General features: G+C 65.2%; 10 protein-coding genes and 1 tRNA gene. 7 read left to right on the top strand and 4 right to left on the bottom strand.

Features of this window, described 5'->3' with window-relative positions; all coding sequences use genetic code 11:
• Positions 1–232 precede the first annotated feature (232 nt).
• From ACFC2Y_RS12670 to ACFC2Y_RS12650, 5 genes are all read left to right on the top strand, one after another.
• Positions 233–1,180 carry an ABC transporter permease gene (locus ACFC2Y_RS12670; RefSeq protein ID WP_375172713.1) on the top strand — a complete coding sequence of 316 codons (948 nt, stop codon included), beginning with the start codon at positions 233–235 and terminating at the stop codon, positions 1,178–1,180.
• A complete protein-coding gene (locus ACFC2Y_RS12665) occupies positions 1,177–3,111 on the top strand; it encodes a dipeptide/oligopeptide/nickel ABC transporter permease/ATP-binding protein (protein ID WP_375172714.1) in 1,935 nt (644 codons plus the stop codon). The genes ACFC2Y_RS12670 and ACFC2Y_RS12665 overlap by 4 nt, the downstream gene beginning before the upstream one ends.
• Entirely contained in the window at positions 3,108–4,088 is a 981-nt protein-coding gene (locus tag ACFC2Y_RS12660) for an ABC transporter ATP-binding protein (RefSeq protein ID WP_375172715.1), read from the top strand. Before ACFC2Y_RS12665 ends, ACFC2Y_RS12660 begins: the two co-directional genes overlap by 4 nt.
• A gap of 587 nt (positions 4,089–4,675) precedes the next feature.
• Positions 4,676–7,087, top strand: coding sequence for an endopeptidase La (gene lon / locus ACFC2Y_RS12655; protein WP_375172716.1), 2,412 nt, complete (start codon positions 4,676–4,678; stop codon positions 7,085–7,087).
• A 308-nt stretch (positions 7,088–7,395) separates the two neighbouring features.
• Positions 7,396–8,211, top strand: coding sequence for a hypothetical protein (locus tag ACFC2Y_RS12650; RefSeq protein ID WP_375172717.1), 816 nt, complete (start codon positions 7,396–7,398; stop codon positions 8,209–8,211).
• A gap of 303 nt (positions 8,212–8,514) precedes the next feature.
• Here the strand turns inward: ACFC2Y_RS12650 and ACFC2Y_RS12645 are convergent, their stop codons facing one another.
• The gene (locus ACFC2Y_RS12645) at positions 8,515–8,700 is read right to left on the bottom strand and encodes a hypothetical protein (RefSeq protein ID WP_375172718.1); all 186 of its coding nucleotides are present in this window, start codon (positions 8,698–8,700) and stop codon (positions 8,515–8,517) included.
• 257 nt (positions 8,701–8,957) lie between these two features.
• On the opposite strand from ACFC2Y_RS12645, the gene ACFC2Y_RS12640 reads away from it, so the two are divergent.
• Both ACFC2Y_RS12640 and ACFC2Y_RS12635 read left to right on the top strand, forming a co-directional pair.
• Positions 8,958–9,401, top strand: coding sequence for an HU family DNA-binding protein (locus tag ACFC2Y_RS12640; protein ID WP_375172719.1), 444 nt, complete (start codon positions 8,958–8,960; stop codon positions 9,399–9,401).
• A gap of 13 nt (positions 9,402–9,414) precedes the next feature.
• Positions 9,415–9,489 (top strand) — tRNA-Val (locus ACFC2Y_RS12635).
• Between the two features lie 444 nt (positions 9,490–9,933).
• Here ACFC2Y_RS12635 and paaZ read toward each other — a convergent pair.
• The 3 genes from paaZ to paaD all read right to left on the bottom strand — a co-directional run bounded on the left by paaZ (position 9,934) and on the right by paaD (position 13,543).
• Positions 9,934–11,922 (bottom strand): phenylacetic acid degradation bifunctional protein PaaZ, encoded by a 1,989-nt coding sequence (gene paaZ, locus ACFC2Y_RS12630; protein WP_375172720.1) that lies wholly within the window; start codon positions 11,920–11,922, stop codon positions 9,934–9,936.
• Between the two features lie 71 nt (positions 11,923–11,993).
• Positions 11,994–13,061: a 2Fe-2S iron-sulfur cluster-binding protein gene (locus ACFC2Y_RS12625; RefSeq protein ID WP_375172721.1), complete on the bottom strand. Its 1,068-nt coding sequence runs from the start codon at positions 13,059–13,061 to the stop codon at positions 11,994–11,996.
• Positions 13,061–13,543, bottom strand: a complete 483-nt coding sequence (gene paaD, locus ACFC2Y_RS12620) for a 1,2-phenylacetyl-CoA epoxidase subunit PaaD (protein ID WP_375186444.1) — start codon at positions 13,541–13,543, stop codon at positions 13,061–13,063. The genes ACFC2Y_RS12625 and paaD overlap by 1 nt, the downstream gene beginning before the upstream one ends.
• Position 13,544: the final 1 nt, after the last annotated feature.

Below are 13,544 nucleotides of genomic sequence, written 5' to 3'. Positions count from 1 at the left end.
GAGAAACAGCGGGGTCCCGGCCCCCGCGCCGGGGCCTCGCGCCGGAGAGAAACGAGCGGGGCCCCGGCGCAGGGCCGGGACAGGGGGCATGATGCTCCGGCCTCGCGCCGGGGCCTGGCGTCGGAGAGAAACGAGCGGGGTCCCGGCACAGGGCCGGGTCAGGGAGACCGGCGCCCCGCAGCCAGCTTTCCGCGCATGAAGCGCGGGAAGGCCAGCCTGACAGGAGAGGGTCATGGGCGGATACATAGTGAAACGGCTGATCTCGGCCATCCCGGTGCTCTTCGGGATCACGGTGATCGTCTTCCTGATCATGGCGATGATCCCTGGCGATCCGGCCACCGCGATCCTCGGCTCCTACGCGACGCCGGAGAATGTCGCAAAGCTGAACCGCGACCTCGGCCTCGATCAGCCGCTGGTGGTGCGGTATTTCATCTGGCTGGGCAATATGCTGACCGGGGATTTCGGGCGGTCCTTTTCGCTCAACCGGCCCGTTCTGGACGAGGTGCTGGACAGGTTTTCCGCAACGCTCATTCTGGCTGGTACGTCCTTTGTGCTCTGCGCGCTCCTGGGGATCGCGGCAGGCGTGGTGTCGGCGGCGCGGCAATACGGGTTTGCGGACAAGGCGATCACATTCGCCGTGCTTCTGGGGATCTCGGTGCCGTCCTTCTTCCTCGGCATGATGATGATCCTGCTCTTCGCCGTGCGGTGGAAGATGCTGCCGGTTTCGGGGATGTATGCGATCTATGGCGGGGGGGACCTGCCGGACCTGATCAATCACCTGATCATGCCCGCGCTGGCGCTGTCGGTGGTGGCGACGGGCGTGGTGGCGCGATTGTCGCGCTCGGCCATGCTGGAGGTGCTCAGGCAGGATTTCATCCGCACGGCCCGGGCCAAGGGCGTGGGTGAGCGCAGGGTGATCTGGGGGCATGCGCTGCGCGCGGCCATGGTCAGCATCATCCCGGTGCTGGGGGTGCAGGCGGGTTTCGTGCTGTCCGGCGCGGTCTATATCGAGATGGTCTTCCAGTGGCCCGGCGTGGGCCGGATGCTGGTGGATGCCATCCTGAAGCGGGACATCCTGCTGGTGCAGGGAGGCGTGGTCTTTGTCGCCGCCTGCTATGTGCTGTTCAACATCGCGGTGGACGTGGCGCAGTCGCTGCTGGACCCGAGGATCAAGACATGAAGTTCCTGAAACTCCTCGCCCGCAATCGCCTGGCACTGGCCGGTGGCATCGTCATGGTGCTGGTGCTGTTTCTGGCCCTGATCACACCGATCCTGCCGCTGCCGGACCCGGATGTGACCAATACGTCGAACCGGTTTGTTAAGCCGTTCAGCGAAGGGACCGTTCTGGGAACGGACCATCTGGGCCGGGATCTGCTGTCGCGGCTGCTCTGGGGGACGCGGCTGTCGCTCGCGGTCGGGATTGCAGCCGCGATCTTTGCGGCCTTCTTCGGGGCGTCGATCGGGATCATCGCAGGGTATTTCGGCGGACGGACCGACAATGTGATCATGCGCGGCGTCGATATGCTCATGGCCTTTCCGTATATCCTGCTGGCGCTAGCGATTGTTGCGGCTCTGGGCCCCGGGCTGGTGAATGCGCTGGTGGCGGTGGCGGCAGTGAACATCCCCTTCTTTGCGCGGAACATCCGGGGGGTCACGGTCGGGATCGCGCACAAGGAGTTCGTCGACGCGGCCAAGCTGGCGGGCGAAAGCCACCTCCGGATCATCGTGTCGGAAATCCTGCCGAACGTGATCCCGGTCATCGTCATCGCCATGTCCACGACCATTGGCTGGATGATCCTGGAAACCGCGGGCCTGTCCTTCCTCGGCCTCGGCTCGCAGCCGCCACAGGCGGATCTCGGTTCCATGCTGGGCGAGGCGCGGTCGGCCCTGATCACCAATCCGCATACCTCGGTTGTGCCGGGGGTGATGATCCTGATCATCGTGATGGCGATCAACCTGCTGGGCGACGGGGTGCGCGACGCGCTGGACCCCCGGCTGCGCTCCGGCGCGCTGACCCGGCCACGACCCGCCACGCTGGTGGAACGGACGGGGCCGGTACCCGCACCGCAGGAAGACGGAACGCTGGTTCTGACCGATCTGCAGACGCAATTCCACGTCGGTCCAAGGGTCTACAAGGCGGTCAATCATGTCTCGCTGCATGTGGCGCCGGGCGAATGCCTCGGCGTGATCGGCGAGTCCGGGTCCGGCAAATCCGTCACCGCACTCAGCATTATGGGGCTGGTCGCCTCGCCGCCGGGGGTGATCGTTGGCGGGTCCGCGCGGTATGGGGGGGAGGAGTTGATCGGCGCCTCCTACAACAAGCTGCGGGCGTTCCGGGGCGACAAGGTGGCCTATATCTTCCAGGACCCGCTGGCGACGCTGCATCCGCTTTATTCTGTAGGCGATCAGCTGTGTGAGGCGATCCAGGTGCATCACAAGGTGTCGAAGGCCGAGGCCTGGTCGCGCGCGGTCGATCTGCTCAAGCAGGTGCGCATCCCGAATGCCGAGAGCCGGGCCAAGGTCTATCCGCACGAGATGTCGGGCGGGATGCGGCAGCGGGTCGGGATCGCCATGTCGCTGGCCAATGACCCGGACGTGATCATCGCGGATGAACCGACCACCGCACTGGACGTGACGGTGCAGGCGCAAATCCTTGCGCTGCTGGACGAGCTGCGGAAGGAGCGCGGGCTGTCGATCATCTTCATCACCCATGACTTCGGGGTGGTGGCGCAGCTTTGCGACCGGGTGGCGGTCATGTACGGCGGCCGGATCGTCGAACAGGGGCCGACGCAGGAGGTGCTGGAGGATGCGGCGCACCCCTATACGCGACGCTTGATCGCCTGTGTGCCCGAACTGGGCGAGGGGCGGCGCGAATTGCATGCCATCCCCGGCCTGCCGCCTGCGGTGGACGATCTGCCGCCGGGCTGCGCCTTCGCCCCGCGCTGCGACAAGGTGCAGGCGCTGTGCCAGGTCGGCACGGTGGAGTTGGAAGGCACTGCAAGCCGCAAGGTGCGTTGCCTCTACCCCGAGACGGAGATCGAGGGGCGCCCGCAGCCCGTGGCGCAGGTGCCGGAAGGCAAGGCCGCAAACACATCGGAGGGCCGGGCATGACCGTGGCGCTTAAGCTGGAAAACCTGAGCAAGACCTTCGAGATCGGCAAGCGGATGTTTCGCCCGCCCAAGGCCCAGGTGCACGCGGTGCGGCCCGTCACGCTGGATGTCGAGCAAGGGGAGACCCTGGGCATCGTGGGCGAGTCGGGCTGCGGAAAGTCCACCCTGGCGCGGATGCTGGTCGGGCTGCTGCCGCCCTCCGACGGCGTGATCGAGATCGAGGGCGCGGCGCTGGACAATGCGGATGCAGCGGAGTTCGGCAAGAAGATCCAGTATGTCTTTCAGGACCCGATCTCCTCGCTCAACCCGCGCAAGACGATCCGGCAGGTGATGGAAGCCCCGCTGAAGCATCTGCACCGCATGGACCGCGCGGCGCGGGACAGGCGGATTTCTGAAATCTTCGCCTCCGTGAACCTGCGCGAAGAATTCCTCGACCGCTATCCGCACGAGTTTTCTGGCGGGCAGGCGCAGCGGATCGGGATCGCCCGGGCGCTGGCGGCGGATGCGAGAATTCTCATTCTGGATGAACCTGTCTCGGCGCTGGATGTCTCCGTCCAGGCGCAGGTGCTGAACCTGCTGGAGGAACTGAAGGGCAAGCTGGGGCTGACTTATCTCTTCATCTCCCACGATCTGGCGGTGGTGGAGGCGATCTCGACCCGCGTTGCGGTGCTATATTTCGGGACGCTGGTGGAGCTGGGCCGGGCGGAGGACATCTTCCGCGCCCCGCGCCATCCTTATACGAAACTGCTGGCGTCCTCCGCGCCGGTGGTCGGGCGGCCTCTGACCAACCCGGAGGGCAAGGCGACCGATCTGCCCGACCCGATGAACCCGCCGCCGGGCTGCGCCTTCGCCGCGCGCTGCCCCAAGGCGACGGAGATCTGCCGCAAGGAACCACCCCCGCTGGAGGCGGTCGCGGGCAAAACGCAGCAGGCGGCCTGCTATCACCCCCTGTCGGAGGGGGAGAGGATTTTCGAGTAGGGTTTGCGGTCCCGGCACAAGGCCGGGACGCGGGAGAGACCACCATGCCCCGGCCCCCGCGCCGGGGCCGCCCCTATTGCGCGTAAACCGTCGGGGTCCCGGCACAAGGCCGGGACGCGGGGGGAGACCACCATGCCCTGGCCCCCGGGCCGGGGCCGCCCCCATTGCGCGGGAGCCGTCGGGGTCCCGGCGCAAGGCCGGGACGCGGGGGGACCGTCACGCCCCGGCCCCCGCGCCGGGGCCGCTGACCTGTGTGCGGGACGTCGGGGTCCCGGCGCAAGGCCGGGACGCGGGGGAGACCATCACGCCCCGGCCCCCGCGCCGGGGCCGCCAACCTGCGTGCGGGCCGCCAGAGCCCGCCTCGCGACCGACCCGACCTGCCGTCCCACTCAACGCTCCACAGATTTATGCACCGTTTTCCCCAATTCCACTGCATATCGTGCTTGTGGTCGGGGGACGTGGCGGTAACAGTAAAGAGAAGTGGTTGAATCCGTGAACAGGCACCCCAGATTCAATCTGCGTGAACAGGAAAGTCCGTGCGCTGCCGATGATGGGGCCGGGGGCTTTGCCCAAGATAAGGAATGAGCATGCAAGAGCCTCTGAACCCGTCCTATCCCGTCCTGCCGCTGCGCGACATCGTGGTCTTCCCCCACATGGTCGTGCCGCTTTTCGTGGGGCGCGACAAATCCGTCCGTGCGCTCGAGGAGGTCATGGCAGAGGACAAGCAGATCCTGCTGTCGTCCCAGATCGACCCGGCCGAGGACGATCCGCAGACCGACGGCATCTATGACGCCGGGGTGCTGGCCAATGTTCTGCAGCTGCTCAAACTGCCCGACGGCACGGTGAAGGTGTTGGTCGAAGGCACGAGCCGCGTGCAGATCCTCGAATTCATCGAGAACCCGAATTATTTCGAAGCCCGGGCCGAATACCTGCACGAGGTCATGGGCGACGCCGAGACGATCGAGGCGCTGACCGGCACCATCGGGGCGGAGTTCGAACGCTATGCCAAGGTCAAGAAGAACATCCCCGAAGAAGCCCTGACCGCCGTCTCCGAAGCGATGGAGCCGGAAAAGCTGGCCGATCTCGTGGCCGGTCATCTGGGCATCGAAGTGGAACAGAAGCAGGATCTTCTGGAGACGCTGAGCGTGAGCGAGCGGCTGGAGAAGGTCTATGGCCTGATGCAGGGCGAAATGTCCGTTCTGCAAGTCGAGAAGAAGATCAAGACCCGCGTGAAATCGCAGATGGAGCGGACGCAGCGCGAGTATTATCTGAATGAGCAGATGAAGGCCATTCAGAAGGAGCTGGGCGATGGCGAGGACGGCGAGGGCGAGATTGCCGAGCTGGAATCCAAGATCGCCGAGACGAAGCTCTCGAAGGAAGCCAAGGAAAAGGCCGAGGCGGAGCTGAAGAAGCTCAAGAACATGTCGCCCATGTCGGCCGAGGCCACGGTCGTGCGCAACTACCTCGACTGGATGCTGGCCATCCCGTGGGGCGTGAAGAGCCGCGTGAAGAAGAACCTGCACAACGCGCAGGAGGTTCTGGACGCGGATCACTACGGTCTGGAGAAGGTCAAGGAACGCATCGTCGAATACCTCGCCGTGCAGCAGCGCTCGAAGAAGCTGAAAGGCCCGATCATGTGCCTCGTCGGCCCTCCGGGCGTCGGCAAGACCTCCCTCGGCAAATCGGTCGCCAAGGCCACGGGGCGCGAGTTCATTCGCATCTCGCTCGGCGGCGTGCGCGACGAGTCCGAGATCCGCGGTCACCGCCGGACCTATATCGGCTCCATGCCCGGCAAGATCATCCAGGCGCTGAAGAAGGCCAAGACCACGAACCCGCTCATCCTGCTCGACGAGATCGACAAGATGGGGCAGGACTTCCGCGGCGACCCGGCCTCGGCCATGCTCGAAGTGCTTGATCCGGAACAGAACTCCACCTTCGTGGATCACTATATGGAGGTCGAATACGACCTGTCGAACGTGATGTTCCTGACCACGGCGAACTCCTACAACATGCCCGGGCCGCTGCTGGACCGGATGGAGATCATTCCGCTGGCGGGCTACACCGAGGAAGAGAAGATCGAGATCGCCAAGCGGCACCTGCTGCCGAAGCAGATCAAGAACCACGGCCTGCGCAAGGGCGAGTTCGAGATCAGCGATGACGCGATGACCGAGATGGTGCGCCGCTACACCCGCGAGGCTGGCGTGCGGAACCTGGAACGCGAGCTGGGCAAGATCGCCCGGAAAGCCGTCACCCGGATCATCAAGGGCGAGGAAAGCGCCGTGTCCGTCACGGCCGAGAACCTCGACGATTTCCTGGGCGTGAAGAAGTTCCGCTACGGCCTGGCCGAGAAGGAGGATCAGATCGGTGTCGTCACCGGGCTGGCCTATACCTCCGTCGGCGGTGACCTGCTTCAGATCGAGGCGCTGCGCCTGCCGGGCAAGGGCCGGATGAAGACCACCGGCAAGCTGGGCGACGTGATGAAGGAGTCGATCGACGCGGCCTCCTCCTACGTGCGCTCCGTCGCGCCGGAGATCGGGGTGAAGCCGACCAAGTTCGACATCATGGACATCCACGTCCACGTGCCGGACGGGGCCACGCCGAAGGACGGGCCCTCCGCGGGTCTGGCGATGGTCACGGCCATCGTCTCGGTCCTGACGCAGATCCCGGTTCGCAAGGATATCGCCATGACCGGCGAGGTGACGCTGCGCGGCAATGCGTCGGCCATCGGCGGGTTGAAGGAGAAACTTCTCGCGGCCCTGCGCGGCGGCATCAAGACGGTGCTGATCCCCGAGGAGAACGAGAAGGACCTGGCGGATATCCCGGACAACGTGAAGGAGGGGCTGGAGATCATCCCCGTCACCCATGTCCGCGATGTGCTCAAACTGGCGCTGGTGGAACAGCCCGAGGCCATCGAATGGGACCAGGAGGCCGAAGACGCAGCCGCCGCCGCCCGCGCCGCCGCCCAGGCGGATGCCGCAGGCGCCCCCCGCGCGCACTGAGCGTGGATTGATATGAGATGAAGGCGCGTCCCTTGGGGGCGCGCCTTTTGCGTGGGGGGGTGTGTTTGATCGAAGCGTGGGGAGTTGCGATTGTCTGTGTGGTAATACTTGCAGTGTAGCGAGCGGCCCGAAGCGAACGTTCGGAAATCCTTCGGCGGACGGCCGGAATTAACGCAATTCAATCACTTGTCAGTGACGTGATGCAAGACGGCTCTCCTGCACTCTGCTACTTAGCAGCGCCCCCGGGATGAAGACAAAGTGTGTGAGTTGACCTACTATTGCAAAACGATCGCATTGGGGGAATCAGTTTGCACCTTTTCTATTGTGACGAAACGAACCTCGAGGAACGGGCTGGTGACTTTCTGATCTACGGCGGGCTAATAATCGACGGTGCGACCGCTAAAGAATTCTCGGCGGCAATTGATGAAATGCGGACAAGGCGCGGCGTCCCGCGTGACTACCAATTGAAGTTTAACCCTGGCCCAGAAGCGTTCACGCATGAACAGTTCATCGCGTTGAAGCAAGAAGTGCTTCAGCTGACGGCTCATTTCGGGGCTCGCCTTGTTGTATATACGATCCTACACGATGTTGCCTCCAACCCGGACATTGCTCGCCGCAATGGTATCAATACCGTCTGTTATCACTTCGACTGTATTTTGAACCGGTTAGGTGGGGCCGGACTGGTGTTGATTGACCGCTTCAACGATGAAGGTAACGCAATAGACGCCCACCTTCGAGACAAGTTTACTGTTGGTATAACAGGCCTGCCATACAGCCCGGAGATGCGTCTCGCCAACATTTCTGGCTTCCACTATTCGGCGATTGGGCAGTCTCACTTTCCCAGCATTGTTGATGTCGCGTTGGGTTCACTTCGTTTGGCGATCAACGCCCACACCCGGCAGATGGCAGGTCTATTGGGAACCGCCAACACTTTGCTGGGCCTCCTGTCTCCCCTGTTCTGGCGACAGAATGATTCCGATCCGGTCCCCGAGCTGGGATTCCAGTTTAGCCCGAAGGTGATTAGGGCAACCAGATATCGAGAAAAATATCTTGGACTAAAGGATTTCTTGGCAAGAGCTGGAATTGTGACCTATCAGGAAATCACTGATCAACGCACGTATTGATGCGGAAACTTAGTCTGCGCAGAAGCCTCAGTTGGAGAAACGACCATAGGCTTCAGGCCCTTACTGAATGAATATTGTATTCCCCGTCGCAACTACGGTCGAGAGCCCGCGGCTAACGGTAATTCGGTCCACCCGACCACCACCCATCAAACCCATCCCCCGACGATGCCTTCGGTCTCCGGTTGCGCCTCATCGCGCTATCCCGAACTGCTCTTACACCTCAGCATTCCGTCACCATACGCAAAACCCTGCCCCCGGCGCACGTCATATACGTCCCGCCCCCCAAACCACCACCCGCCACACTCAATTATTGACCGCAGCGATCAGCGTCAGGAAAGCCAGAAACAGCGGCAGCGCTCCTCCGGCGGAAGAGCTGGTGGTCTCCGCGACGATCGTCGGGGCCTCGATCTTCGGCTCGCTGTAGGAGCCGGCCAGGGCGGGCTGGCTGATCATCAGGGCGGTGAGGGCGGCGTATGCAAATGTCTTCATCCGATATCTCCCAAAGGGCGTTCTGTCCTGTGGCGGTGGCAGGGCGGGCCTGCGCACCGGTGGCGCCCCGCTTTCCGGGGCCGCGCCATGATTCCCGCCTTCTGCCGTTACGTCAATTCATTCTGTCAGCGCAGTGGCCGGTTGCAGACCCGGTGTTCTGTGTCGGCAGCGCCCCGGTCGGCGGGCTGACACAGACCAATGCTGGAAATGACGGCATTGCCGCGATAGACCCGGGCAGCCCTCAGGAGGTGATCGTCATGGCCCGGAAACCCGTCCCCCCCTCAGCCCCCGAAGAGAGCGTGTCGCCCGCGCGTCTGGCCGCGCAGAAGGCCGCCAAGGCCGCGGCGATCGTGGATGCCTACACGACGCGGGCCAGATCCGAACCGGGCCAGGCCGCCCGACCTGCGACCCAGGCGGAGGACCTGCGTCTGCGGGAACTGGTCGATGCGGCGGTGGCGGCGCGGGGGCTGCGCAAGGCCCAGGCGAAACCGGCGATCGAGGCGTGCCTGGAGGTTCTGGGCGCCGCCCTGGCCGAGGGGCGGGAGGTCAATCTGCCGGGGCTGGGCCGGTTGAAAATCAAGCGCAGCAAAGAGACCGACGGGCGCCGCGTGATGGAGCTGCGGCTGCGCCAGACCCTCTCCGCCCAGAGTGTCACCAAGCGCGGAACAGAGAGGGTTGCAGAGGACGACGAGGAGAGCTAAAGAGCGGCCCTACGGGTGATTAGCTCAGTGGTAGAGCGCTTCGTTCACATCGAAGATGTCGGGGGTTCAAATCCCTCATCACCCACCATCCTCCCCCCCTTTGGTTCGTGGTTGGCGTTGAGCGGTGCGTGATACGTCTGCGCGTCTTGGTCTGTGGGGTTTGATGACCGTCCTAGGCTCCGTGTCGGACCCCGCTCTTTGGTGATGCGCTGAGTTTTCCTCGCCCCTCGCGCTGCGTCGTCCTCGGACTTGATCCGAGGATCTCCGACCATATGTCCCGATCGTGTCGTGAGGTCCTCGGGTCGGGCCCAAGGATGACGATGCGCAGCGGACGACGCCCGTCCGCAGTCTGTCGGGGAGAGGCGCGTGTACCACCGGGCCCCGGCTCAAGGCCGGGGCAGGGACCGGCGCTGCCCCGGGCTTGACCCGGGGCCTTTCCATTAGCGTGGCGCTGCCCCGGCCTTGCGCCGGGGCCTTTCGAAAAACTTGACGCGGTCCCGGCGCGGGGCCGGGACACACGGAAACCCAACCCTCACCCCAACTCCCGCGGCTCCTTCGCCACCAGGGTCAGCACGTCGTATTGCGCCACCACGGCCTCGCCGTCGCGCAGGACGGTGCAATCCCATCTGACCTCGCCGTGGGTCTCGTTCTCGCGCGGGGTGATCTCCTTCGCCGTCAGGATGACCGAGAGGCTGTCGCCCGCGCTGACCGGGGCCATGAAGCGCAGGGAATCCAGCCCGTAGTTCGCCAGAACCGGCCCCTCCGAGGGCTCCACGAAGAGCCCCGCGGCAAAGCTGACGATCAGGTAGCCATGGGCGACGCGGCCGGGGAAGAAGGGGTTCCGCTTGGCCGCCGCCTCATCCATGTGAGCGTAGAAGGTATCGCCGGTGAAATTGGCGAAATGCTCGATATCCTCCAGCGTGACAGTGCGCGAGGCGGTGCGGATCGTATCGCCGATCTCCAACTCCGACAGGGGCTTGAGGAAGGGATGGCGATCCTCCCGCGTGGCAGCCCCCGGCACCCAGACGCCGGTGATGGCGGCGATCTGATCGGGCGTGCCCTGCAGGGCGGTGCGGTGCATGTGGTGGAAAACGGCGCGGACACCGCCCAGCTCCTCGCCCCCGCCCGCGCGGCCCGGTCCCCCGTGGATCAGCATCGGCAGGGGGGAGCCATGGCCGGTGGAACTGGCAGCCGAGCTGCGGTTGCCGAAATACACACGGCCGTTCAGCCGGGCGATGCCCAGGGCGATCTCCTGCGCGACCCCGGTGTCATCGGTGAAGACGGAGGCGACCAGCGACCCCTGGCCGCGATTGGCGATCTCCACCGCCTCCTCGACGGTGGAGTAAGGCATCAGGGTGGCGACGGGGCCGAAGGCCTCCACCTCATGCGGCGCGCGCGCTTTCAGCGGCACGTCGCAGCGCAGCAGGGTCGGCGGGTGCCAGGTGCCCCGCGCCGCGCCGCCCACGACGATGCGGGCCTCGGGTTCCAGCTTGTCGACAGCCGCCCGCACGTCCTGCGCCTGCGCGGCAGAGACGAGGCGGCCCATGTCATCGGGTTTCGTCGTGTTGATCCGGTCGACCAGCGCGGTCTGTACGGCGTCGATGATCCCCTCCGGCACGATCACCCGTCGGATGGCGGTGCATTTCTGCCCGGCCTTCACGGTCATCTCGCGATGCACTTCGGTGACGAAGAGGTCGAACTCCGGATCCTCGGGGGTCACATCCGGCCCAAGGATCGCGGCGTTCAGGCTGTCGGCCTCGGCGTTGAAGGGCACGGAATGGGCGATCACGGCGGGATGGGCGCGCAGCTGCTGCGCCACGGCGGCGGACCCGGTGAAGGACAGCATGTCCTCCGGCCCCAGGTGATCCAGCAGATCCCCCGCACCGCCGCAGATCAGCTGGATCGCGCCCTCGGGCACCAGCCCGGTGTCCAGCATCAGCCGCACGCAATGTTCGGTGACATAGGCGGTCTGGCGCGCGGGTTTTACCACCACGGGCATCCCGGCGATCCAGGCGGGGGCGAGCTTTTCCAGCATCCCCCAGACCGGGAAGTTATAGGCGTTGATCATGACCACCGCGCCCTGGCGCGGGGTGCGGATGTGCTGCCCGACAAAGCTGCCGTCTTTCGCCAGCACCTCTGGCCCGCCGTCGCGCATGACGTTGGAATTGGGCAGTTCCCGCCGCGCGCGGGAGGCATAGGTCAGCAGCGTGCCGATGCCGCCGTCGATGTCGACCCAGCTGTCGGACCGCGTGGCGCCGGTGTGGTGGGAAAGGGCGTACAGCTCCTCCTTCTGCTCCATCAGCTTCTGGCCGATGGCCTTGAGCATCAGCGCCCGGGCATGGGGCGTCATGGCGCGCAGGGCGGGGCCGCCGGTCTGCCGGGCGTAGTCCAGCACGGGGGCCATGGCGGGCGTGTCGCCGGTTTCAAATACGGCCTCGCCGGTGAAGGCGTCGGTCAGGACGCTGCCTGCTCCCTCGGCAGGGGTCCAGGCCCCGGTGATAAAATGCTCCAGGCGGCGCATGGCGTCTCCTCGCTATCGGTAATGGGCCTGTCAGGCGTCGGGGGTTGCGGACCTCGGTTTTCCGATGCCCTTCAGTGACTTTCGTATTCCACGGTGATCCGGTCGGTCAACGGAATGGACTGGCAGGAGAGGACAAGGCCACGCTCGACCTCGTAATCTTCCAGCGCATAGTTCTGCATCATCTCGACCTCGCCCTCCTTCAGGCGGCACATGCAGGTCGAACAGACCCCCGCCTTGCAGGAATAGGGCGCATCCAGCCCGTTTTCTCGGGCGGCCTCCAGCACGGACTGGCCGCGGCGGGGCATGTCGAAGGTATGGGCGTGACCCTCGATGATGACGGTGGCGGTGACCATGTCGCCCGCCGCCTTGGCAGCCTCGGCCTCGGCCTTGCGTGCGGCGCGGCCGGGCTGGTCGCTGAGGAACAGCTCGAAGTGGATCTGCTCCTTGCTCAGGCCGGCAGAGGCGAGCGCGGCGGCCACCCCATCCATCATAGGCTTCGGCCCGCAGAGATAGGCGGCGGTGATGCCGTCGACCGGGACCCAGCCCTCGAACAGATCGCGCGCCTTTCCTTCCGTGATCTGGCCGGAGAAGAGGGGGATTTCCTGCCCTTCGCCGTCAAAGACATGGACGATGGAGAACCGGGTGAGGTAGCGGTCCTTCAGCTCCGCGATCTCAGCGCGGAACATGATCGAGGCCGTGTCGCGGTTGCCGTAGATCAGCGTCACCTTGGCGTCCGAGGACTGCAGCAGCGTCTTTGCGATCGACAGGACCGGGGTGATGCCCGATCCGCCAGCCACCAGCAGGTAATGGCCCGCGGGCGCCTCCGGCGCGGTGAAGCGGCCCTGCGGCGGCATCACATCGACCACATCCCCGATATTCAGCTCCTCCTTGGCGAAGGAAGAAAACGCGCCCCCCGCGACCCGCTTGATCCCGACGCGCAGCCCCTCGGCAGGCGTGGCGCAGATGGAATAGCTCCGGCGCAGCTCCTCCCCGCCGAAATCACGGCGGAAGGTGAGGTATTGACCGGGCCGATAGGCAAAGCGGTCGGCATCCTCCGGGCGCGGCTTTAGCGAAACGACCACGGCATCACGGGTGTCGTGGTGGATGTCGGTGACGGTGAGGGGGAAGAACTGGTCCATCAGATCGCCTTGAAATAGTCGAAGGGTTCCAGACAGGCGGCGCAACGGAATTGCGCCTTGCAGGGGGTCGAGCCCCGGCCTGCGATGAGGGTCGTGTCGGAGGAGCCGCAGTGCGGGCAATCCGGATGCTGCGCGCTGAGCATGCCCGCGCAGTTGGCGGCGGCCACGGCGGGCGGCGCGATGCCATAGGCGCGCAGCTTCTCGCGGCCATGATCGGTGATCCAGTCGGTGGTCCAGGCGGGGGCCATCTGTGTCTGGATGCGGACCTTCTCGGCGCCCTGTTTCAGCAGCACCGTCTCGATATCCAATGCGATCACCGCCGTGGCCGGGCAGCCGGTGTAGGTCGGCGTGACCGTGACGACCAGCGTGTCGTCGTCCATCGCCACCTCCCGCACGATGCCGAGGTCGACAAGCGAGACGGCCGGGATTTCCGGGTCCGGTATGGTGGCGACCAGCGCCTTCGCGTCCTCCAGCGTCAGCATC

The sequence above is a fragment of the Pseudooceanicola sp. genome (assembly GCF_041987405.1).
GTDB lineage: Bacteria > Pseudomonadota > Alphaproteobacteria > Rhodobacterales > Rhodobacteraceae > Pseudooceanicola.
The sequence above is the reverse complement of the archived record's forward strand: the minus strand, read 5'-3'. Positions and strand labels throughout refer to the sequence as shown.